This is a genomic window from Streptomyces sp. HUAS ZL42 (assembly GCF_040782645.1).
Taxonomy (GTDB): domain Bacteria; phylum Actinomycetota; class Actinomycetes; order Streptomycetales; family Streptomycetaceae; genus Streptomyces.
Window position 1 is genome coordinate 9,267,911 of record NZ_CP160403.1, and the last position, 20,827, is coordinate 9,288,737.

Annotated in this window: 22 protein-coding genes and 1 pseudogene; 16 read left to right on the forward strand and 7 right to left on the reverse strand. The window is 71.1% G+C overall.

The features are described from left to right. The first annotated feature begins 101 nt into the window (after positions 1-101). The 6 genes from ABZO29_RS42355 (at position 102) to ABZO29_RS42380 (ending at position 5,540) form a co-directional block, all read left to right on the forward strand. Entirely contained in the window at positions 102-1,184 is a 1,083-nt protein-coding gene (locus ABZO29_RS42355; protein ID WP_367326394.1) for a PP2C family protein-serine/threonine phosphatase, read from the forward strand. 94 nt (positions 1,185-1,278) lie between these two features. Then, positions 1,279-1,635 carry a hypothetical protein gene (locus ABZO29_RS42360; RefSeq protein WP_367325520.1) on the forward strand — a complete coding sequence of 119 codons (357 nt, stop codon included), beginning with the start codon at positions 1,279-1,281 and terminating at the stop codon, positions 1,633-1,635. Between the two features lie 167 nt (positions 1,636-1,802). Beyond that, positions 1,803-2,243 carry a hypothetical protein gene (locus tag ABZO29_RS42365; RefSeq protein WP_367325521.1) on the forward strand — a complete coding sequence of 147 codons (441 nt, stop codon included), beginning with the start codon at positions 1,803-1,805 and terminating at the stop codon, positions 2,241-2,243. A gap of 152 nt (positions 2,244-2,395) precedes the next feature. Further along, entirely contained in the window at positions 2,396-3,874 is a 1,479-nt protein-coding gene (locus ABZO29_RS42370; RefSeq protein ID WP_367325522.1) for a glutamate--cysteine ligase, read from the forward strand. A 107-nt stretch (positions 3,875-3,981) separates the two neighbouring features. Further along, the gene (locus ABZO29_RS42375; protein ID WP_367325523.1) at positions 3,982-4,584 is read left to right on the forward strand and encodes a TetR/AcrR family transcriptional regulator; all 603 of its coding nucleotides are present in this window, start codon (positions 3,982-3,984) and stop codon (positions 4,582-4,584) included. An 83-nt stretch (positions 4,585-4,667) separates the two neighbouring features. Then, positions 4,668-5,540: a hypothetical protein gene (locus ABZO29_RS42380; RefSeq protein ID WP_367325524.1), complete on the forward strand. Its 873-nt coding sequence runs from the start codon at positions 4,668-4,670 to the stop codon at positions 5,538-5,540. A 9-nt stretch (positions 5,541-5,549) separates the two neighbouring features. On the opposite strand, the pseudogene ABZO29_RS42385 reads toward ABZO29_RS42380, so the two are convergent. The 7 genes and pseudogenes from ABZO29_RS42385 to hypA form a co-directional block, all read right to left on the reverse strand. Further along, positions 5,550-5,684: pseudogene (locus tag ABZO29_RS42385) on the reverse strand (GNAT family N-acetyltransferase); the annotation flags it as partial. Positions 5,685-5,950: 266 nt separating this feature from the next. Then, the gene (hypE, locus tag ABZO29_RS42390) at positions 5,951-7,027 is read right to left on the reverse strand and encodes a hydrogenase expression/formation protein HypE (RefSeq protein ID WP_367325525.1); all 1,077 of its coding nucleotides are present in this window, start codon (positions 7,025-7,027) and stop codon (positions 5,951-5,953) included. Next, positions 7,020-8,123: a hydrogenase formation protein HypD gene (gene hypD / locus ABZO29_RS42395; RefSeq protein WP_367325526.1), complete on the reverse strand. Its 1,104-nt coding sequence runs from the start codon at positions 8,121-8,123 to the stop codon at positions 7,020-7,022. Before hypD ends, hypE begins: the two co-directional genes overlap by 8 nt. Beyond that, on the reverse strand, positions 8,120-8,419 hold the full coding sequence (locus tag ABZO29_RS42400) for a HypC/HybG/HupF family hydrogenase formation chaperone (RefSeq protein ID WP_367325527.1): 300 nt from the start codon (positions 8,417-8,419) through the stop codon (positions 8,120-8,122). The genes hypD and ABZO29_RS42400 overlap by 4 nt, the downstream gene beginning before the upstream one ends. After that, positions 8,419-10,773, reverse strand: coding sequence for a carbamoyltransferase HypF (hypF, locus tag ABZO29_RS42405; protein ID WP_367325528.1), 2,355 nt, complete (start codon positions 10,771-10,773; stop codon positions 8,419-8,421). The genes ABZO29_RS42400 and hypF overlap by 1 nt, the downstream gene beginning before the upstream one ends. Continuing rightward, complete coding sequence (hypB, locus tag ABZO29_RS42410; RefSeq protein WP_367325529.1) at positions 10,770-11,543, reverse strand: hydrogenase nickel incorporation protein HypB; 774 nt, start codon at positions 11,541-11,543, stop codon at positions 10,770-10,772. The genes hypF and hypB overlap by 4 nt, the downstream gene beginning before the upstream one ends. Beyond that, entirely contained in the window at positions 11,543-11,896 is a 354-nt protein-coding gene (hypA, locus tag ABZO29_RS42415) for a hydrogenase maturation nickel metallochaperone HypA (RefSeq protein WP_367325530.1), read from the reverse strand. Before hypA ends, hypB begins: the two co-directional genes overlap by 1 nt. 147 nt (positions 11,897-12,043) lie before the next feature. On the opposite strand from hypA, the gene ABZO29_RS42420 reads away from it, so the two are divergent. Genes ABZO29_RS42420 through ABZO29_RS42465 form a run of 10 tightly spaced genes read left to right on the forward strand, consistent with a single transcriptional unit; the run spans position 12,044 to position 20,725 of the window. Beyond that, positions 12,044-13,765, forward strand: a complete 1,722-nt coding sequence (locus tag ABZO29_RS42420) for an enoyl-CoA hydratase-related protein (RefSeq protein WP_367325531.1) — start codon at positions 12,044-12,046, stop codon at positions 13,763-13,765. A gap of 50 nt (positions 13,766-13,815) precedes the next feature. Further along, a complete protein-coding gene (locus tag ABZO29_RS42425; protein WP_367325532.1) occupies positions 13,816-14,871 on the forward strand; it encodes a hydrogenase expression protein HypE in 1,056 nt (351 codons plus the stop codon). Positions 14,872-14,921: 50 nt separating this feature from the next. Next, positions 14,922-16,712: a nickel-dependent hydrogenase large subunit gene (locus ABZO29_RS42430; RefSeq protein ID WP_367325533.1), complete on the forward strand. Its 1,791-nt coding sequence runs from the start codon at positions 14,922-14,924 to the stop codon at positions 16,710-16,712. An 11-nt stretch (positions 16,713-16,723) separates the two neighbouring features. Next, positions 16,724-17,254: a NifU family protein gene (locus ABZO29_RS42435; RefSeq protein WP_367325534.1), complete on the forward strand. Its 531-nt coding sequence runs from the start codon at positions 16,724-16,726 to the stop codon at positions 17,252-17,254. Beyond that, entirely contained in the window at positions 17,251-17,901 is a 651-nt protein-coding gene (locus ABZO29_RS42440) for a DUF5947 family protein (protein ID WP_367325535.1), read from the forward strand. Before ABZO29_RS42435 ends, ABZO29_RS42440 begins: the two co-directional genes overlap by 4 nt. Further along, entirely contained in the window at positions 17,886-18,092 is a 207-nt protein-coding gene (locus ABZO29_RS42445) for a hypothetical protein (RefSeq protein ID WP_367325536.1), read from the forward strand. The genes ABZO29_RS42440 and ABZO29_RS42445 overlap by 16 nt, the downstream gene beginning before the upstream one ends. Continuing rightward, on the forward strand, positions 18,089-18,796 hold the full coding sequence (locus ABZO29_RS42450; RefSeq protein WP_367325537.1) for a DUF6084 family protein: 708 nt from the start codon (positions 18,089-18,091) through the stop codon (positions 18,794-18,796). The genes ABZO29_RS42445 and ABZO29_RS42450 overlap by 4 nt, the downstream gene beginning before the upstream one ends. After that, positions 18,793-19,824: a hypothetical protein gene (locus ABZO29_RS42455; protein WP_367325538.1), complete on the forward strand. Its 1,032-nt coding sequence runs from the start codon at positions 18,793-18,795 to the stop codon at positions 19,822-19,824. Before ABZO29_RS42450 ends, ABZO29_RS42455 begins: the two co-directional genes overlap by 4 nt. Then, positions 19,821-20,585 (forward strand): hydrogenase maturation protease, encoded by a 765-nt coding sequence (locus tag ABZO29_RS42460; protein WP_367325539.1) that lies wholly within the window; start codon positions 19,821-19,823, stop codon positions 20,583-20,585. The genes ABZO29_RS42455 and ABZO29_RS42460 overlap by 4 nt, the downstream gene beginning before the upstream one ends. Before the next feature lie 8 nt (positions 20,586-20,593). Next, positions 20,594-20,725, forward strand: coding sequence for a hypothetical protein (locus tag ABZO29_RS42465; RefSeq protein ID WP_367325540.1), 132 nt, complete (start codon positions 20,594-20,596; stop codon positions 20,723-20,725). The last annotated feature ends 102 nt before the right edge of the window (positions 20,726-20,827 follow it).

The window sequence follows — 20,827 nt, forward strand, 5'->3', positions numbered from 1 at the left end:
ACCACGGCGGCGACCATTGGCCGACACGCCCGTTCAGGAATCGACCGGCTTGTCTCGGCGATGTGGTCCGCAGGCGCGCCCTCGCCCCCTTGGCCGCCGGGATGCCCGTACTGCCCGTGCTGTTCGTCGCGGTCGTCGTTGTCGTCGACCTCGTCGGCGGAGCGGGGATGATCTGGCTGCCCCTGCTGGCGGCCGGGCCCGCGCTGGCCGCCACCACCAACGGGCCGCGCGGCGTCCTGTACGTCGGTCTCCTCGCCGCGGTGCTCGGCGCGACGCTCGGAACCCGGGACGGTGTTCCGGCGCGCGAGCTGGCCGCCGTACTGTCCGCCCTGGCGGCCGTCACCCTGGCGAGCGGGCTGGCCAGCGCGTTGCGCGGACGCCGCGAACGGGTACTCGCGGCCGTCCGCTCGGTCGCGGAAACCGCCCAGCACGCCCTGCTCAAGCCCGTGCCGGCGACGGTCGGCCCCTTCCAGGTGGCCGTCCGCTACAGCGCCGCGGCCGCCGAGGCCCGGATCGGCGGGGATCTCTACGCACTGATACCCACCCCGTACGGGGTGCGGCTGATCGTCGGCGACGTGCGCGGCAAGGGGCTGCCGGCCGTGGGGACCGCCGCGCTGGTGCTCGGTGTCTTCCGTGAGGCCGCCTACGACGAGCCGGATCTCCGCGACGTCGTCGACAGGATCGAGCGGAGCCTGGCGCGCAATCTCGGCAGTGACGACTTCGTCACCGCCCTGGTCGCCGGCTACCCGCGCCCGGGCCAGTTGGAGATCGTGAACTGCGGACACGCGCCCCCGCTGCTGGTCCGTGCATCCGGCAGCGTCGTGGCGGTGGAGCCCACGCATCCGGCCCCGCCCCTCGGGCTGCGCGCCCTCGCGGACCAGACTCCCGGCCTCCAGGTGCTGCCCTTCGCCGACGGCGATCAACTGCTGCTCTACACCGACGGGGTCACCGAGGCACGCGACCACGGCCGTGAGTTCTACCCGCTCGCCGAGGGGCTGGCGCGCCACGTGTCCGACGAGCCGGCGCGCACCCTCGGCGCGCTCCACGACGAACTGCTGGCATACGTGGGCGGTCGATTGCACGACGACGCGGCACTGCTCCTGATCCGCAAGCCGACCGCTGTGGAACCGGCCTTTCCGCAGCAGACGATCCACGGCCCGATTCAGCGAGGACAGGCCGTGTGACTCCCGTGACGGCTGTTGCAGACTGTCCCCGTGACACGCATGAGGAAGATCGCAGCCTCGCTGTCAGCCGCATCGGCCGCACTGCATCGACGCGGTGCGCGGCACGGTGGCCGTCCAGCGCGGGCCGATCGTGTACTGCGCCGAGTCGGTGGACCTGCCCGGCGGACACGAACCCGACGCCGTACGGGTGGACCCGTCCGTCGAACCGGAGGACGCGGTCGATGCGAAGGGCGCCGTCGTCGTGGCCGGGGAACTGGCCGCACACGGTGAACGGGGCGACGCGCCATGGCCGTACGAACCACTCGACCGTCGCCTCACCACGACGGCTGCCGACCGCGCCGGGATCGTGCTGGTGTCCTACCGCTCGTGGGCGAACCGCGGGCCCTCGACGATGCGTGTGTGGCTGCCGGCGGCGGAATCGGAGCGCGGCAACCCCACCCACGGGGTGTAGCAGGCCCCACCTCCGATTCGGTAGGGCGCACCATCGTTCCTGTATGGGGACCACGGCATCGTTGAGCCCGGCTGAGACCGGCTGAAACCCGGTTGAAGCCTGGCTGATGCCTGGATGGGATCAGCTGTGTCCGACACAGCCACGAGACCCCCAGAAGGGAAACCGCCATGCAGTCGCCGGGCCCTCTCTCCTCCTTCGTCCGGTTCGTTGTCTGCGGCGGTGGGGTCGGCCTTGTGGCCGGCGGTGCCGTACCGCTGTTGGCCGCGCTGGTGCCCTGGGCCCTGGCGAATGCGGTGATCACTGTCGCCTCCACCCTGCTGTGCACCGAGTTGCACTCCCGCATCACCTTCGGCACGGGACGGCGCGCCGGGTGGCGCCGGCACTGGCAGTGCGCGGGTTCGGCCACGGCCGCCTACGTCGTGACCTGCGCCGCCATGGTCGTCCTGCACGCGGTCCAGTCGTCCCCCGGCGTGTTCACGCAACAGGCCGTGTACCTCAGCGCCTCGGGCCTGGCAGGCATAGGCCGCTTCCTTGTCCTGCGTCTGTTCGTCTTCGCGGGCAGCCGGCGGGAGGGGATCCCTGGGGACATGTACGCCGTGGCGGCATGACGGCCTCGGACTTTCACCCTGTGCGGCAGCAGGAACACATGTCGTGAGCGAGTAGTGGGTACCCGGGAGGCGCACGTGCGCTGACTGTCCGGGATCCGCCGGGGGTGGGACGCTGGACGGGAGGCATCGCCGAGGGGACCCGGGAGGGCCCGATGGGACGTGATGTGCCGGCCCTGGTGTTCACGCGCGAGGACCGCCGCCGGTACCGGGAGAAGATGTACACCTGCCTCGATGTGCTGGCGCAGATGCTGCGCGAGTCGGGGTTCGAGAGCGAGCGCCCTCAGGTCGGTCTGGAGATCGAGCTCAATCTCGTGGACGACCACGGGCTGCCGGCGATGCGGAACACCGAGGTTCTGCAGGCGATCGCCGACCCCGCCTGGTCGAGCGAGCTGGGCCGCTTCAACCTGGAGATCAACATCCCGCCCCGGCAGCTGACGGCCGGCGGCCCCGGCGCCTGGGAGCAGTCGATCCGCGACGCACTGAACCACGCCGAGGAGCGTGCCTCGGCCGTGGGCGCGCACCTGATCATGATCGGCATCCTGCCCACCCTCGGCGAGGCGGACGTCGACGAAGCCGCCCTGTCCGGCGATCCGCGGTACCAGCTGCTGAACGAGCAGATCTTCGCGGCCCGCGGGGAGGACCTGAGAATCACGGTGGACGGCGTGGAGCGCCTCTCGACGTACGCCGACACCATCACCCCCGAGGCCGCCTGCACCAGCACCCAGTTCCACCTTCAGGTCTCACCGAAGGAGTTCGCGGACTACTGGAACGCGGCCCAGGCCATAGCGGGCGTACAGATCGCCGTGGCGGCGAACTCACCCTTCCTCTTCGGCAGGGAACTGTGGCGCGAGACCCGCATCCCCCTGTTCGAGCAGGCGACCGACACCCGCCCCCAGGAGATCAAGGCCCAGGGGGTCCGCCCCCGGGTGTGGTTCGGAGAGCGATGGATCACCAGCGTCTTCGACCTCTTCGAGGAGAACGTGCGCTACTTCCCCGCGCTGTTGCCGCTGTGCGACGACGAGGACCCGCAGGAGATGCTCGACCACGGCGGCGTGCCGCAACTGGGCGAACTGACCCTGCACAACGGCACCATCTACCGGTGGAACCGTCCCGTCTACGCCGTCACCGGCAGCGGACCGCACCTGCGCATCGAGAACCGGGTCCTGCCCGCCGGCCCCACCGTGGCCGACATCATCGCCAACGGCGCCTTCTACTACGGTCTGACGCGTGCCCTGGTGGACGAGGACCGGCCGGTCTGGACGCGGATGTCCTTCTCGGTCGCCGAGGAGAACCTTCACAGCGCCGCTCGCGACGGCATCGACGCCCGCCTGTACTGGCCCGGCACAGGCGAAGTGCCGGTCACGGAACTGGTGTTGCGGCGCCTGCTGCCGCTGGCCCACCGGGGTCTCGAGCTGGCCGGCATGGACGCGGTGTGGCGGGAACCACTGCTGGGCATCATCGAGCAGCGCTGCGTCACCGCCCGCAATGGCGCCCTCTGGCAGGCGGAGACCGTCCATCACCTGCAAAAATCCGCCACCTCCGACCGGCAGGAGGCGCTGCGGCGGATGACCACGACGTACATGGACTTCATGCATCTGAACGCACCGGCACACACCTGGCCCGTGGACTGACCCCCAACTGGATTCGCTGTCCGACGTCTTGACGTCAGCCTCCTCCGGTTTGAGAATGACATGTCATTCCGTTGGAGCGGTGCCGGGAGGAAGGGCCGAGGACGGCTGTGGCCGAGAGTGTGGCGGACAAACGGGACGGGATTCTCCGCGCGGCGAGCAAGGTGTTCGCCGAACGGGGCTACCACGCGACGGGGATTGCCGACATCGCACGTGAACTGGGCGCCGGACACGGCACGTTCTACCGCTACTTCAGGAACAAGGAGGACATCGCCCGCAGCCTCGTGTCCCGTGCACAGGGGCAGTTGCTCGACGCGATCGCGGACGAACTGCCGGAAGCGTCTCTGACGCTGGAGGAATACCGGGCACAGGTGCGGCGCATCGGCGACAGGCTGTTCGACGTGGTCGTCGCGGAACCGGATCTGGCCCGGGTGTTCTTCTACGACGCTGCCGCGATCGGCCGCGCGGACGCGGGTGCGCTCGGCGCGGCGATGGAGTCCGCGGGGGCCTACACGGCGTCGTTCATCCGCAACGGGCAGAGGCGCGGCTTTCTGCGCGCGGACGTGGACGCGCACGTGGTCGGCCTGGCCGTCAACGGGATGATCCTGGCCGGGCTGGCCCGGCTGCTGCACGTACCGGATCCGGAAGCCATGCGGACGCCATGGATCCGGGCGGTGGAAACACTCATGTTCGACGGGCTCGGCCCAACCTGACGGGGATTGCCTGCCGTTGGTGGCCGGGGCCTTTCTGTTGCCCACGAGGCGGAATGACATGTCATTCCAGTAGGGAGTGTGCGATGGTCCAGGTCGATGTGTTCTGGGCGTACGGTATCGGTGCGGGGTTCGCCACCGCCGCGGCGCACCGCCTGCGCGCGGCCCCGCGGCGGGGCGGCGAAACCGCGGCGCGGGCGTCCGACCCGCAGCTGACGGCCACGGTGCTGTACTGCGGAATGCTGTTCGCCCCGAGCGGGGCGTGGTTGCTGTGGGGGTTCCCGGACTGGGAGACCATGCAGGTCGCGGCGGACCGCTCGGCGATCCCCGCCTGGCTCGTCGCGCTCTTCGCGGCGACGAACGTCAGCCAGGGGCTGCTGGGGTACTGGGTGGCAAGCCGCCTCATCGCTGCGGGACGGGTGTACGCCGCGTTCCTCCAGGTACTCCTCGGCTACCTGGGGATGTTCTTCATCCTCGTGCACGGCTGGGACGGACGGGGCTATCAGCGCTTCTTCTCCGAGGGGCGGGAGCAGTTCGCGGCGTGGCCCGAGCAGCCGGGGCCGGGCGACGCCCTCTCCCGCGTCGGTGACTGGCTGACCTCGCCCGTCGCGCTGACGCTGGCGGGGATGGGAGTCGTCCTGATCCCGGCGATGTTCGCACTGATCGTCCCGGTCATCAGCAGCGGCCGGCGCGAGGCCGGTGTGCCGCAGCGGGGCGCCGCAGGTATCGTCGGGGCCTGGCTGCTCGCCGTCTTCGGGGTCGCGCTCGGCACGGCGGTGGCATCGAGCGTGCTGATCCATCTGCTCGGCTGGTGGGTCGGCGTTCCGGTGGCCGCGGTGAGTGCGGCGGTCCTGGTGGCCCGGCGCAGGACGGGCCTGGCCCACCGCGTCTTCGGCCTCCTCGGGCTCCCCGACACACCGGCCCGTACCGCAGCGGCCGGGGCTCCCTCCACGGCATGAGCCGAGCACTCACACGTCGTACTCCATGCACACCAGTCGATCCCGTTCGTCCCAAGACTCGGTGACGGTGAAGCCCAGCCGTTCGTACAGGGCAATGGCTCCGCGCCGCCATTCCCACACCGACAGCCGCACGGCCCGCACGCCGATTTTTGCCAGCGCGATCGGCGGCGGCGCCATCTCGTTCGTCATTGCTCTGCGCATGCACGCGGACCGGGCCGAGGCGGCGCCCACCACGAAACAGCGGGTACGGCACACTGACGTGACCGCCGCCTGATTCATCCAGGCCGCTGGGTCCACGTAGCGGACCTCTCCGGGGCCGCCGTACGCCAGGGTGCAGCGTACGGCGGCCCTTCCGCCCCGGCAGCACGTGACAGCCCCTGGGCACAGGCATCGCCGGCCGACGGCCCCGCTCAGCAGATGCGCGGCAGTTGCTCCCCCAGCGGCAGGTCCACGACCCGGGTGCCGCCGAGTCCGGTGCGGGCCACGACCATGCCGGGGTGCTCGGCCACGCAGGTGCCGATGACGGCTGCGGCGGCGCCCTGAGGGTGAGCGCGCATCGCGGCCAGGACGGCGTCGGCGTGCTCGGGCGGTACGAAGGCGACCAGGCGTCCCTCGTTGGCCACGTACAGCGGGTCGAGGCCGAGGAAGCCGCAGGCGGCGACGACGGCGTCGGGCACGGGGACGGAGCTCTCGGTGAGGACGACACCGGTACCGGAGGCGGTGGCGATCTCGCAGAGGGACGTGGCGAGCCCACCGCGCGTGGGGTCGCGCAGTACGTGGATGTCCGGCGTCACCTTCAGCATCGCGGTCACCAGTCCGCCCAGCGGCGCGGTGTCGCTGAGCACGTCGGACCCGAACTCCAGCCCTTCGCGCACGCTCAGCACCGCCACCCCGTGCGCGCCGATCGGGCCGCTGACGATGATCACATCTCCCGGTGTGGCCCGCTGGGGGCGGATGTCGACGCCCGACGGGATCAGGCCGATACCAGAGGTGTTGACGTACACGCCGTCGCCGTGGCCCGCCTCGACGACCTTGGTGTCACCGGTCGCCACCGTCACCCCGGCGGCGGCTGCGGCCGTACCCACGGCCTGGGCGACGCGCCCGACCACCTCCAGTTCGACGCCTTCCTCCAGGATGAACGCCGTCGACAGGTACGCCGCCCGGGCGCCGCTCATCGCCAGGTCGTTGACCGTGCCGTTGACGGCGAGGTCGCCGATGCTGCCGCCGGGGAAGAACAGTGGTCGTACGACATAGGAGTCGGTGGAGAACGCCAGCCTGGCCCCGCCCAGTTCGACGGCGGCGGAGTCGGTGAGCGCGTCGAGCGTCTCGTTGCCGTAGGCCGCGGCGAACAGATGCTCCGTCAGCTCGCCGGAGAGCGCACCGCCACCGCCGTGACCCATCACGACCACCGGGTGGTCGCGCAGCGGCACGGGGCACGTCCAGTTCGCGGGATCCACGATCGCATCGGTGCGGGCCGTGTCAGCCAACGGGGGTCACCTCCAGCCGCCGGTACAGGTAGTACGCCGCGCAGGCACCCTCGCTGGAGACCATCGTCGCGCCGAGCGGGGTGCGCGGGGTGCACGTCGTGCCGAAGGCGGGGCACTCGTTGGGCTTGATCAGGCCCTGCAGCACCTCGCCGCTGTGGCACTCGGGGGACTCGACGGTCCGCACGTCGCCGACGTCGAAGCGGTGCTCGGCGTCGTACGCGCGGAAGGCCTCCGCCAGCCGCCAGCCGCTGTCCGGGATGGTGCCGATGCCGCGCCAGGCGCGGTCGGTGACCTCGAAGACCTCCTCGAGCATGCGCAACGCGGCCGGGTTGCCCGCCTCGCGCACCGCGCGCGGGTAGGCGTTCTCCACCCGGTGCTCGCCGCGCTCGAGTTGACGAACCGTACGGCGCACACCCTCCAGGATGTCCAGCGGTTCAAAACCGGTCACCACGATCGGTACGCGGTGGCGCTCGGCCAGTTCGGGATACTCGGCGGTGCCCATCACACTGCACACATGACCGGCGGCCAGGAACGCCTGGACGCGGCACTCGGGCGCCAGCATGATCGCGTCGATCGCAGGTGGTACCCGCACGTGCGAGACCAGCAGGCTGAAGTTCGCGATTCCCAGCCGGCGGGCCTCGTGCACGGTCATCGCGTTGGCCGGGGCCGTGGTCTCGAAACCGATACCGAAGAACACGACCTCCTTGTCCGGCTCGCGGCGGGCGATGTCCAGGGCGTCCAGCGGCGAGTACACCACCCGTACGTCGCCGCCCTCGCCCTTGACCCGAAACAGGTCACGGTCGGTCCCGGGCACGCGAAGCATGTCGCCGAAGGAGCAGAAGACGACGTTCGGGCGGGACGCGATCGCCAGCGCCTTGTCGATCATCTCCAGTGGGGTCACGCACACCGGGCAGCCCGGGCCGTGGATCAACTCCACCTCGTCGGGCAGGAGCTGGTCGATGCCGTGGCGGATGATGGAGTGCGTCTGCCCGCCGCAGACCTCCATCATCGCCCAGGGGCGGGTGACGGTCGCGCGGATCTCGTCCAGCAGCCGACGGGCCAACTGCGGGTCGTTGAACTCCTCGATGTACTTCATCGCATGCCCTCCTGCTCCGTGACGGCCCCCTCAGCCTCGGCGAGCGCCCACGCGTCGCCGAACTCCTCCTCCAGCAGGCCGAGTTGCTCGAACAGTTCCAGCGAGGCCCGGGCCGACTCCTCGTCCAGGCGCTGGAGCGCGAAACCGACGTGGACGATGACGTACTCGCCCACCTCGGCATCCGGGACATAGGCCAGGCACACGTCCTTGACCACACCGCCGAAGTCGACCCGCGCCATGCGCGTGCCGTCCCGGTCCTCGATTCCGACCACCCGGCCGGGCACCGCCAGGCACATCAGCTTCCTCCTTGTCGCTGCGGAAGTTCCGGGCGGCCCCTGTGGGCCGCCACGACCAGCTGGCCGAGCGCCAGACCGCCGTCGTTGGGTGGCACCCGCCGGTGGCGGAGCACGGTGAAGCCGTCCGCCGCCAGCAGCGCGGCGCACTCCGCGTCGAGCAGCGCGTTGGCGAAGACCCCGCCCGACAGCGCGGCCACACCCGCCCCCGTCTCCCGGCGAGCGGTCCTGCAGACCTCCGCCACGGCCGCCGCGACCGCGCGGTGGAAGCGGGCGGCGATCACCGGGACGGGCACCCCGCGCCGCAGGTCGGTCACGATCGCGGCCAGCGCCGGCCCGGGGTCCAGGTCATCGGCGAAGGCGTACGCCCCCGTCCGCTCCGGCCAGGCGAGGAGCGCCGCCGCCTCCAGTTCGATCGCGGCCTGTGCCTCGTAACCTGTGCGGTGGCAGACCCCGACGAGGGACGACACCGCGTCGAAGAGCCGGCCCATGCTGGAGGTCGGAACACAGGCGGTGCCACGCTCCAACTGCTGTCGTAGCAGACGCAGTTCGCCGGGCGTGCAGGCGGTGACGCAGGGCAGGTCCGCGTCCCACGGCAGCCCCGCCGCACGCAGCCGGGCCAGTGCGATGCGGCACGGATTGGCCACGCCCGCGTCGCCGCCGGGCAGCTGTGCGTACGGCAGATGGGCGAAGCGCCGGTATCCGCCGTAGCCCGCGACCAGCACCTCGCCACCCCAGATCGCCCCGTCGTCGCCGTATCCGGTGCCGTCGAAGGCGACGCCGATGACACGATCGCCGCCGTCCAGAGCGTGCTCGGCCATCAGGGACGCGATGTGGGCGTGGTGATGCTGCACGCGGCGCACCGGAAGTCCGCCCGCCGCCGCGGCACGCTTCGCCCACCGCGCCGAGTGGTATCCCGGATGCCGGTCGGCCGCCAGCAGCTCGTGGTCGACCCCGGTCAGCGCACGCAGGCGGCTCTCGGCACGCTCGAAGGCCCGTACGGTGGCCAGGTCGCCCATGTCGCCGATGTGCGGTGAGAACCAGGCGCTCGCCTCCGCCCCGAGGCACAGGGTGTTCTTGAGGTCACCGCCCACGGCGAGGGCGGGGGCCACGGGGACGGGCAGCGCGACCGGCTCGGGCACGTGGCCGCGCGAGCGACGCAGCACCAGCTCGCCACCGCCGTCCGTGCGGACGCGGACCACGGAGTCGTCGCAGGGCGCCTCGATGACCCGGTCGTGCCAGAGCCAGGCATCGGCGATCCCGGCGAGCCGCTCCAGCGCCTCGGCGTCGTCGGTGACGATGGGCTCGCCGGAACGGTTGCCGCTGGTCATCACCAGGACCTGCGGCCCCGGCGGATCGCCGGGCAGGCCGAACAGCAGCCGGTGCAGCGGGGTGTACGGCAGCATCACGCCGATGTCCGGACTGCCCGGGCACACCGACTCGGCCGGTCCCGCGGACCGTGTCGTGCGGCGCAGCAGGACGATCGGCCGCCGCCGGCCCGTCAGGGCCGCCCGCTCCTCGGGACCGATGCGGGCCAGCCGCTCGGCCCCCGCGAGGTCGGTGCACATCACGGCGAACGGTTTTCCGCCGCGCCCCTTGCGTGTGCGCAGGGTGGCGACGGCCCGTTCGTCGGTGGCGTCGCAGGCCAGGTGGTAACCGCCGAGCCCTTTGACGGCCAGTACGGCGCCCCGCGCCAGCAGCCGCCGCGCCTGATCGAGAGCGGACCCACCCTCCTCGACACGCCTGCCGGGGACGGTGAGTCGCAGCCGGGGTCCGCAGTCGTGGCACGCCACCGGCTGGGCGTGGAAGCGGCGATCGGCCGGGTCCGTGTATTCGGTGGCGCACTCCCGGCACAGGGGGAAGGGCGCCATCGTGGTCGTCGCCCGGTCGTAGGGCAGACCGGTGGAAATGGTGAAGCGTGGGCCGCAGTGCGTGCACGTGATGAACGGGTGCCGGTGGCGACGGTCCGCCGGGTCCGCCAGCTCCCGCAGACAGTCGTCACAGGTCGAGGTGTCCGGGGGGATGAGCGTCCCGCTGGTGCCGTCGCCTCCGTCCTCGGACGGGTGGATGACGAAACCGGGCGCGCCGAGAGCCGGGACCGTCTCGTACGTCACGTCCTGGACGTCCGCCAGGGGTGGCGGCCGCTCGGTCAGGGCCCGGCAGAACTCCGCCACGGACTCCGGGGCGCCCTCCACCTCGGCGACCACGCCCCCGGCGCCGTTGCGGACATGACCCGCAAGGTTGAGTTCCGCGGCCAGACGATGCACGAAGGGCCGGAATCCCACGCCCTGCACAGTCCCGCGTACGACCACCCGCCGCCGTACCGCGGGCGGGACGGCCGCCGTCGTGGAGGTCACGCCGTGGTCGCCCGGGACGCGGGCCCCTGCCCGTGGTCGTGATCAGGAGCGGGACCGTGGTCGTGCCCGTGATCGCGCAGATGGTCCGCCGCGAGCAGCGGGGCGTGCGGCGCCGCTCCCTCGGCGACGGCGAGGATCCGGTCGAGCAGGATGTCGACGCCCTGCCCGGTACGGGCCGAGGTGCGCAGGATCTCCACTCCGGGATTGACGCGCTGCACGGCCGCGGTGAAGGCTGCGTCGTCGAAGCCGGCGGCGTCGGCGAGGTCCGTCTTCGTCAGGGTCACGAGATGAGCCGCGCCGAAGGCGGTGGGGTACTTCAGCGGTTTGTCCTCGCCCTCTGTCACCGACATCAGCGTCACGCGCAGCGTCTCGCCCAGGTCGTAGGAGGCGGGACAGACCAGGTTCCCGACGTTCTCCACGAACAGCAGGCGGGTCGTGGGCGGGAGCCAGCCTTCGACGAGGCCGCGCACCTGCGCGGCCTCCAGATGGCACAGGCCGCCGGTCAGCACCTGTTTCACCGGCGCTCCGGAACGGGCGAGGCGGCGGGCGTCGTTCTCGGTGGCCAGGTCGGCCGTGAGGGCGGCGACGGCCACGTCCCGCTCGCGGGCGCGGCGCAGCACCAGTTCGAGCAGTGCGGTCTTGCCGCTGCCGGGGCTGGACAGCAGGTTGACGGCGGTCACCCGCCGTTCCGCCAGGTCTGCGCGGAGCTGCGCCGCCAGGCCGTCGTTCTTGGCCAGTACGGCCGTCCGCACGTCGACGCTGCGGCACATCACGGGCTCTCTGCCATTCGTACCTCCGCCAGTTCGAGTTCCCGCCCGGTCAGCAGTTCGGCCGCCGCGGTGTCGCAGTGCGGGCACCACAACGCGGGCGGCGAGCCGACCGCGAACCGTGCGTCGCAGCCGCCGCACCGGGCCCGGGCCGGTACCTCTTCGATGACCAGCTCCGCGCCGTCCAGCGCGGTGCCCTCGGCGACCAGCGAGAAGGAGAAGCGCAGCGCATCCGGGACCACACCCGCCAACTCGCCGATCCGCAGCGTCACGCCCGCCACCGCGTGCGCCCCGTGTTCCCGGGCGACACCCTCGGCGTTCTCCACGACGGCGGCGGCGATCGACAGCTCGTGCATGGTCCGCCACGGTAGGCACGGTCCGAGCTCCGCCAGGGCACGCGACAGCGGACGGTGTGTGTTTTCCCCCGGGCGGCCCAAGCGCACGCTGCCCGGGGGCGTGCCTCCCGCGCCGTGCGCAGGCGGCCGGGGGAGCATCGCCGGGTGATGCGGATTCTGCTTCTTGCCAGCGCGTTCAACAGCCTTACCCAGCGCGTCTTCGCGGAGTTGCGCGACCAGGGGCACTCGGTCGCAGTGGAGCTCGCGCTCGGTGACGACCAGCGCCTCACCGCCGCGGTGCGCTGTCACGCCCCCGAGCTGGTGATCGCCCCGATGCTGAAGACCGCCGTCCCGGAAGAGATCTGGTCGGAGTACTCCTGCCTGATCGTCCACCCGGGGCCGCCCGGTGACCGCGGGCCTTCGTCGCTGGACCGGGCCGTTCAGGAAGGCCGCCGACGCTGGGGCGTGACCGTGCTGCAGGCCGTGGCGGAGATGGACGCCGGCCCGGTCTGGGCGTCGGCGGAGTTCGAGGTCCCTCCGGACATCGGCAAGAGCGACCTCTACCGGGGCGAACTGGCTGACGCGGCCCTGAGCGCCGTACTGCGGGCCGTCGAACGCTTCGCCTCCGGCACGTACACCCCGGTCGCCCCGCCGTCCCAGACCTGGCAGCCGTACCTGCGCCAGGAGGAACGCCGCATCGACTGGGCGCACGACACCACGGCGACGGTCCTGCGCAAACTCCGCGCCGCCGACTCACAGCCCGGCGTCCTGGACACCTTCCTGGGCGGAGAGTGGTACCTGCACGGAGGCCGACCCGAACCCCACCTCACGGGCACCCCGGGCGACATCCTGGCCACGAGGCACGGGGCGATCTGCCGGGCGACGACGGACGGCGCGGTCTGGATCCCGGAGCTCCGCCCACGCCGGAAGCCGGGCAGCCCGGCGACCTTCAAGCTGCCGGCGAAGCCGGCACTCGAGGGGCGCGGGGCTGTGACATATGCCGCTCCGAGGCGTGGGCGCGAGCAACCGACGACAACGGACAGCCAAAACCCGACAGGCGGAAGCTACTCGGACATCACCTACCAGGAACAAGGCACCGTCGGCCACCTCACCTTCCGCTTCCCCGGCGGAGCCATGAGCACCGACCAGTGCCACCGCCTCCTGACCGCCTACCGAGAAGCCCGCACCCGCCCCACCGACATCATCGTGCTCGGCGGAAGAAGGGACTTCTTCTCCAACGGCATCCATCTGAACGTCATCGAGGCAGCCCACGACCCCGCCGCGGAATCCCTCGCCAACATCGAAGCCATCGACGATTTGGTGGAGGAGATCCTGACCACCACCGACCGCCTGGTGATCGCCGCGCTCCCCGGCAACGCGGCCGCCGGCGGCGCGATGCTGGCCCTCGCCGCGGACGAGGTGTGGTGCCGCCGGGGTGCCGTCCTCAACCCGCATTACCGTCTGATGGGCCTGTACGGCTCCGAGTACTGGACCTACACCCTTCCGCGCCGAGTCGGTGCGGCGGTCGCCGCGCGCCTGACCGAGGACGCCCTGCCCGTCACGGCCGTCGCCGCCCAGGCACTCGGACTGGTGGACCGCGTCGTCGAGTGCGCACCGGGCGAGTTCGCCGACGAGGTCACCCGAATGGCCGGCCGACTGGCCCGTTCCCCGAGTCTCCCCGCCCGGCTGGGCGCCAAGAAGGCCGCTCGACAGCGCGACGAGGCCGTACGTCCGCTCAGCGCCTACCGCGCCGCCGAGCTGGAGCGCATGCGTGCCGTCTTCGACGATCCGGCCGCTCCCTACCACGCGCTGCGCTCCGCCTTCGTACGCAAACAACGGCCGAACGGGACACCGGAACACCTCCGAACGGAGTGTCCGAATGGTGAGTGATTATCGGGTATGTCAGCCTGCTTCGGGGGTCGTCGCCAGGAAGGGATCCCATGAGCACCGACACCGAGGCCCCCGCGGCCGTGGAAGAGGTTCACATCCTCTGGACCTCCGAGGGCATGAGCTGCGACGGGGACACCGTCTCCGTCACGGCGGCATCCCTGCCCAGCCTGGAGGACGTGGTCCTCGGCGCCATCCCGGGACTGCCGAAGGTCGTCCTGCACAACAAGGTGCTCTCCTATGACAGCGCCGACGATTTCACCCGGCCCTTCCACCAGGCCGCCGACGGGACGCTGGGTGCGCCGTACGTGCTCGTCGTGGAGGGCTCCATTCCCAACGAGCGCATCAACGGCGACGGTTACTGGACGTCGATGGGCAACGACCCGCGTACGGGCGATCCCATCACCTTCAACACGTGGATCGATCGGCTCGCCCCCGGCGCCTTCGCCGTCGTCGCGGTCGGCACCTGTGCCACGTACGGCGGTATCCACGCCATGGCGGGCAACCCCACCGGCTGCATGGGCCTGGCCGACTACCTGGGCTGGGACTTCCGCTCGGCCGGCGGGCTGCCGATCGTCAATGTGCCCGGCTGCCCCGTCCAGCCCGACAACTTCATGGAGACCGTGACCTGGCTGCTCTACCAGGCCGCGGGTCTGGCCCCGGCCATCCCGCTCGACGAGCAGCTGCGCCCCACCTGGTTGTTCGGCAAGACCGTGCACGAGGGCTGCGACCGTGCCGCGTACTACGAGCAGGGTGACTTCGCCAAGGACTACAACTCGCCCAAGTGCCAGGTGAAGATCGGCTGTTGGGGTCCCGTGGTCAACTGCAACGTCACCAAGCGCGGATGGATGGACGGCATCGGCGGCTGCCCCAACGTCGGTGGCATCTGCATCGGCTGCACCATGCCCGGCTTTCCCGACAAGTTCATGCCGTTCATGGACGAGCCGCCCGGCGGCAGCGTCTCCTCCGGCATCCTCGCCTCCTCCTACGGTCCGCTGGTGCGCAGGCTGCGCGCCATCACCAACCGTTCGGTCAACCAGGAGCCCAAGTGGCGCCACAACCGCAGCGAACTCACCTCCGGCTTCGCGCCGCGCTGGCCCGGCAAGTGACCTGACCCCCGAACTCCCACGCCTGACCATGTGTGAAAGGAATCCGTCGAGTGACGACGAGACAGGCCGCCCCGGCGGAGCAGCGCACCCTCACCGATGTCGCGTTCGATCCGATCACCCGGATCGTCGGCAACCTGGGCATCTACACGAAGATCGACTTCAATGCCCGTGAGGTCGTGGAGTGCAAGAGCACCTCATCGGTCTTCCGTGGCTACAGCGTCTTCATGAAGGGCAAGGATCCCCGCGACGCGCACTTCATCACCAGCCGCATCTGCGGCATCTGCGGGGACAACCACGCCACCTGCTCGGTCTACGCACAGAACATGGCCTACGGGGTGAAGCCGCCGCCCCTCGCCGACTGGATCATCAACCTCGGCGAGGCCGCCGAGTACATGTTCGACCACACGATCTTCCAGGACAACATGGTCTTCGTCGACTACTGCGAACGCATGGTCAAGGAGACCAACCCCGGCGTGTGGGAGCGGGCCGAGCGCACCCCCGCGCCGCGCGGCGACCAGCACGGCCACCGGACCATCGGCGACATCATGCGCTCGTACAACCCCTTCGAGGGGGCGACGTACAAAGAGGCGCTGGTCATGAGCCGCCTCACCCGCGAGATGATCTGTCTCATGGAGGGCCGCCATGTGCATCCCTCCACGCTCTACCCGGGTGGTGTCGGCACCGTCGCCACCCCCCAGCTCTTCACGGACTACCTGGTTCGCCTCACCCGCTGTCTGGACTTCGTCAAGCGTGCCGTCGCCATGAACGACGACGTCTTCGACTTCTTCTACGAGGCCCTGCCCGGCTACGAGGAGGTCGGCCGCCGCCGTACCCTGCTCGGCTGCTGGGGGGCCTTCCAGGACCCCGAGATCGTCGACTACAGCTACAAGAAGATGAACGAGTGGGGCAACGCCATGTTCGTCACCCCGGGCATCGTGGTCGACAACCAGCTCGTTACCACGGACCTGGTCGACATCAACCTCGGCATGCGCATCCTGCTCGGCAGTTCGTACTACGAGGACTGGACGGGCGAGGAGACGTTCGTCGACAAGGATCCGCTCGGCAACCCGGTTGACAAGCGCCACCCCTGGAACCAGACCACCCTGCCCGCACCGCAGAAGCGCAACCTGGACGGCGGCAACTACAGCTGGGTGATGAGCCCCCGCTGGTTCGACAAGCGCACCAACGACTTCCTCGCCCTGGACACGGGCGGCGGACCCATCGCCCGTCTGTGGGCCACCGCGCTCGCCGGGAAGGTCAACACCCCGTATGTGCGTTCCACGGGCCACAGCGTGCAGATCGACCTGCCGAAGACCCCTTCGTCGCCCGAGCGGCGGCTGGAGTGGACGCCCCCGCCGTTCCCGAACACCATCGAACGCAACCGGGCCCGCATGTACTTCGTGGCCTACGCGGCGGCCATGGCCTTCCACTTCGTCGACCAGGCCCTGAACGAGGTCCGTTCCGGCGTCACCAAGACCTTCCAGGACTTCAAGGTGCCCAAGGACGCCATCGGCTGCGGCTTCCACGAGGCCGTACGCGGCGTGCTCAGTCACCACATGGTCATCCGCGACGGCAAGATCGCCAACTACCACCCGTACCCGCCGACCCCGTGGAACGCCAGCCCGCGCGACTTCTACGGCACCCCCGGCCCGTACGAGGACGCCGTACAGGGCTGCCCGATCTTCGAGGAGAACGGGCCGGAGAACTTCAAGGGCATCGACATCATGCGCACCGTCCGCAGCTTCGACCCCTGCTTGCCGTGCGGCGTGCACATGTACCTCGGCGGCGGCCGCACCCTCACCCAGTCCCACTCGCCGACCTTCGGCGCCCTCGCCCACTAGGACGGCCGGCGATGCCCTTCGAACCCTGGGACGACGCATACGCCCGCCGACGGGTGGCACTGGCCGAGGAACAGCTGTCCGGGCTGGACGCCCTGCCGGACGGTCTCGCCGCGGCTCGGGCCGCACAGACCGTCGAGACACTCGTCGGGCTGTACGGCCAGTGCCTGGGACGGATCACCGCCCAGCTGGCCGAACACCCGGACGTGCTGGACCGGTTGGCCGCCGACGACCTGGTCGGGCATCTGCTGCTGGTGCACGACCTGCACCCGCACCCGGTCGGGACACGGGTCCGGCAGGCCCTCGCCGCGCTGCCCGAACCCCCCGAAGTGCTGGAGATGTCCGGCACGGCGGTTCGCGTCCGGATCCGCGGCGGTGGTTGCGGGTCGGCCGGGGCCGAGCAGGCGGTACGGGACGCCGTGGCCGCATGTGCGCCGGAGATCGAGGACGTCCGGGTGGAGAGCGCGGGCCCGGCCGAAGCGCTGATCCCCGTCGACTCGCTGTTCCGTGACCGCGCCCCGGTCGCGGGAGGTGCCTGCGGATGAGCGGGCTGCGTCGTGTGGCGCGGCAGGCGGCCCGCGCCGAGACCCGGGACGACCCTGAGCAGCGGTGCGACCTGTGCGCACAGCCACTCCCGCCCGGGTGCGCGCACCGTCATGTGCTCCAGCCCGCCACCGGCACCGTCTCCTGCGCGTGCCGCGCCTGCGCGGTGCTCTTCGACCACGACGCGGGCTCGGCCGGGGGCTACCGCCTGCTGCCGCAGGAGCGGCGGCGGCTCGACGGCTGTCGCATCGACGACGCCGTGTGGGCCGGCCTCGGCGTCCCCGTCTCCCTCGCCTTCTTCACCCGTTCTGGCGAGACCGGGGAGGTCACGGCGGCGTACCCGAGTCCACTCGGCCCGCTGCGTGCCGCGGTTCCCCCGGACAGCTGGCGGCAGGTCGAGGCATGCCATCCCGACCTGCCGGCGCTCGTCCCCGACGTACAGGCCCTGCTGGTGAACCGCGCGCGTGGGGCGAGCGAGCACTGGCTCGCCCCGCTCGACGACTGCTACCGCCTGGTCGCCGTCGTGCGCGCACACTGGAAGGGACTGGACGGCGGCCCTGAGGTGTGGCAGCGGGTCGAGGACTTCTTCCGAGCACTGGCCGAACCCACCACCTTCACCACACAGGAGGCGTCATGGGCATCACCGTAGGCAAACCCGACGTAGAGCCCGACAGGCCCGCGCACGTCGCGGGTGTCCGGCGCGGCAACCATCGGGGCTTCTACAAGCGTCAGCCGGGGCACCGCCGCAACGACCGCTCCACGGCCCGGCGCTCCACCGGCATCAACGCCAGGCACCGCAACCCGGTCGACCGGGACATGCCGAATCTGTCGCCCGCATGACGGCGCCCCCGTTGTCCGCTCCGCCGGCCCCGGCGGCTCCGGTCCTGGCGTTCGCCGTCACCGGAGCGGAGGAGGAGCGCTTCACGGCTGTGCCCACCCTCCGCTTCGGCCTGGAGATCGCCAGGACCGCCGGCCTGCCCGTCGGCTCGGTCGCCCTGACCGCCGTCGTCCGCATCGACGTGGCCCGCCGCCGCTACGACCCTCGGGCCCAGGAGGCGCTCGGTGAGCTGTTCGGGACGCCCGAGCAGTGGGCGACCAGCATGCGCCCGCTCACCTGGACCCGCACGACCGTCCACGTACCGGCCTTCGACGACCGCACCACGGTGCAGATCCCCGTCGAGTGCTCCTACGACACCGAGCTGGCCGTCACCAAGTACCTGCGCGCGGTCGGCGACGACGGCGACGTGCCGCTGGACTTCCTGTTCAGCGGCACCGTATTCCACCGTGCCCCCGGCGGACCCGGACTCGCCGCCTCCCGCATCTCCTGGTCCGACGGCAACACCCGATACGCCCTGCCCGCCGCCCTCTGGCACTCCCTGACCGACCGCCACCACGCGGGCAGCCCCTGGCTGCGGCTCTCCCGCGAGACCTTCGACCGCCTCGACGCCTACCGTGCCCGGCACGTCCTCGTCAGTCCCGACGACGCCGTGCGCGTCCTGCTCGACAGCGCCGCCCAACCACACTCGGGGACCTCCACCACATGACCCTCACCGACCACTCGGATCTCTCGGATCCTCCGGACCTAGCGGATGTCGAGAAGATCACCCGGACCTGCCTGTACGAGGGCTACCTCCTGTGGCCCTACCGCAGATCCGCGCTGAAGAACACCAAACGCTGGACCTTCGGCGGAGTCTTCCCCGCCGTCTGCGCCGACGCGCTCGGCGAACCGGCGACCATGACCACCCAAGTGCTCCACGAGGGACCCCCGGACGACCTCACGGTCCGGGTCCGCTTCCTTCAGGTGGTGGACCGCACGGTGATGCAGGACGGGCGCCGAGTCGACGAGCTGACGGTGGCGGGGGAGCGTTATGTCAGCTGGCAGGAGGTGACCGAACGCGAGGTCGTCCTGACCGGCGTCCACCGCACCGCGGCCGTCGCCGTGCCCGAGGGCACCGCCACCGAGGAGCTGCCAGGCGCGGCCGCCTGCCTCGTCCGCAGCTGGCGGCAGCTCACCGGCAGGGTCGAAGTGGCGGCCGAGCCGGTCGCGGACGGCGTACGCCGGCTGACCGTGCGGATCGCGAACAGCACGCCCTGCCCGGTGCCGCAACCCGGCACCCGGCACGCGAGGGAGGCGGCTGCGCCGTACGCCTTCGTCTCCACGCACACCGTGCTGCACAGCGACAGCGGCCGCTTCGTCTCCCTCCTGGACCCGCCCCTGGCGTTGCGCGACCCCGCGGCGGCCTGCCGCAACGAGGGCACCTGGCCGGTACTCGTCGGCAGCGACGCGGGCGACGGGCGGGGGCACACCGTGCTCTCCTCGCCGGTCACGCTGTACGACTTCCCGCGCGTCGCGCCCGAAAGCCCGGGCGACCTCTTCGACGGAACCGAGATCGACCAGTTGCTCGTGCTGAGCGTGCTGAGCATGACCGACGAGGAACGGGCCGAGGCGAGGGCGAGCGACCCGCGGGCCCGCGAGATCCTCGACCGGTGCGCGGGGCTCGGCACCGACGACCTGATGGCCCTGCACGGCACCATCCGCGAGTTCCGCACAGCGGCCGGGGAGGCACAGTGAACGTCGCCTCCTGCCGTCCCGGCACGCGGGTGCGGCTGCGGCCGTCCCGGCGGGCGGACATCATGGACCTGGCCCTGGCGGGGCGGATCGCCGAAGTCGCCGCCGTGGAGGAGGACTTCGAGGGGCAGCTGCACGTAGCCGTCGTCCTGGAGGGAGACCCGGGACGTGACCTGGGTGCCGCGAGCCAGATCGGCCACCGGTTCTTCTTCGCCCCCGACGAACTGGAACCGCTCGCCGGAACCGACGGCGACCCGCCGCCCCACCGCGTGCTCGTCGCGGGCGTCGGCAACATCTTCATGGCCGATGACGGGTTCGGGCCCGAGGCCGCCGCGGTCCTCGCCCGCCGCCCGTTGCCCGCCGGCGTCCACGTCGCCGACTTCGGCATCCGCGGCATGGACCTCGCGTACCGCATGCTGGACGGCTATGCCACCGTCGTCCTGCTGGACGCCACCCCGCACGGGCAGCCGCCCGGCACCCTGAGTGTCATCGAGCCGGATCTTGCCGCGCTGCCCGCCGGGGCTGCTCCCGAGGCCCACTCCATGGATCCCGTCAAGGTCCTCGCTCTGGCCGGGCAACTGGGCGACGGGGACCTGCCCCGGGTACTCGTCGTCGGCTGCGAGCCCGAGGTCCGCATGAACGGCGACGAAGTGGACGTGGTCGTCGGCCTCAGCGAACCGGTACGCGAGGCCGTCGAGCGCTCGGTGCCGTTCGTCGAGTCCTTGGTTGCCGAAATCCTCGCCGACGCCGCCGAGAGGAGGTGAACCCCGCCATGAAGGAAGGCATCTTCATCCCCGCCAGTGTCGTAAGGGCCGCGGTCGGAGTCGTCAGCACCGTTCTGTTCATGATCGCCCTGACCGAACTGCCGGAGGCACGCCGTTACTTCAAACTGAAGAGCATGTGATTCCTCCCAGGGTCGTCAGCCGTGCACGGTGGACATGCCGCGCGGTGTGACCGCCCGTAGGCTGAAGTGGATGCCTGCGGACGTCCACGTCGGGAGGTTGTC

Excerpts from the sequence above, each read along its gene's own strand:
- ABZO29_RS42465 (WP_367325540.1), top strand. The coding sequence starts at position 20,594 with ATGAAGGAAGGCATCTTCATCCCCGCCAGTGTCGTAAGGGCCGCGGTC.
- ABZO29_RS42425 (WP_367325532.1), top strand. The coding sequence starts at position 13,816 with ATGAGCACCGACACCGAGGCCCCCGCGGCCGTGGAAGAGGTTCACATC.
- ABZO29_RS42440 (WP_367325535.1), top strand. The coding sequence starts at position 17,251 with ATGAGCGGGCTGCGTCGTGTGGCGCGGCAGGCGGCCCGCGCCGAGACC.
- hypD (WP_367325526.1), bottom strand. The coding sequence starts at position 8,123 with ATGAAGTACATCGAGGAGTTCAACGACCCGCAGTTGGCCCGTCGGCTG.
- hypA (WP_367325530.1), bottom strand. The coding sequence starts at position 11,896 with ATGCACGAGCTGTCGATCGCCGCCGCCGTCGTGGAGAACGCCGAGGGT.
- ABZO29_RS42435 (WP_367325534.1), top strand. The coding sequence starts at position 16,724 with ATGCCCTTCGAACCCTGGGACGACGCATACGCCCGCCGACGGGTGGCA.
- ABZO29_RS42400 (WP_367325527.1), bottom strand. The coding sequence starts at position 8,419 with ATGTGCCTGGCGGTGCCCGGCCGGGTGGTCGGAATCGAGGACCGGGAC.
- hypB (WP_367325529.1), bottom strand. The coding sequence starts at position 11,543 with ATGTGCCGCAGCGTCGACGTGCGGACGGCCGTACTGGCCAAGAACGAC.
- ABZO29_RS42370 (WP_367325522.1), top strand. The coding sequence starts at position 2,396 with ATGGGACGTGATGTGCCGGCCCTGGTGTTCACGCGCGAGGACCGCCGC.
- ABZO29_RS42445 (WP_367325536.1), top strand. The coding sequence starts at position 17,886 with ATGGGCATCACCGTAGGCAAACCCGACGTAGAGCCCGACAGGCCCGCG.
- ABZO29_RS42355 (WP_367326394.1), top strand. The coding sequence starts at position 102 with ATGCCCGTACTGCCCGTGCTGTTCGTCGCGGTCGTCGTTGTCGTCGAC.
- ABZO29_RS42450 (WP_367325537.1), top strand. The coding sequence starts at position 18,089 with ATGACGGCGCCCCCGTTGTCCGCTCCGCCGGCCCCGGCGGCTCCGGTC.
- ABZO29_RS42380 (WP_367325524.1), top strand. The coding sequence starts at position 4,668 with ATGGTCCAGGTCGATGTGTTCTGGGCGTACGGTATCGGTGCGGGGTTC.
- ABZO29_RS42420 (WP_367325531.1), top strand. The coding sequence starts at position 12,044 with ATGCGGATTCTGCTTCTTGCCAGCGCGTTCAACAGCCTTACCCAGCGC.
- ABZO29_RS42365 (WP_367325521.1), top strand. The coding sequence starts at position 1,803 with ATGCAGTCGCCGGGCCCTCTCTCCTCCTTCGTCCGGTTCGTTGTCTGC.
- ABZO29_RS42455 (WP_367325538.1), top strand. The coding sequence starts at position 18,793 with ATGACCCTCACCGACCACTCGGATCTCTCGGATCCTCCGGACCTAGCG.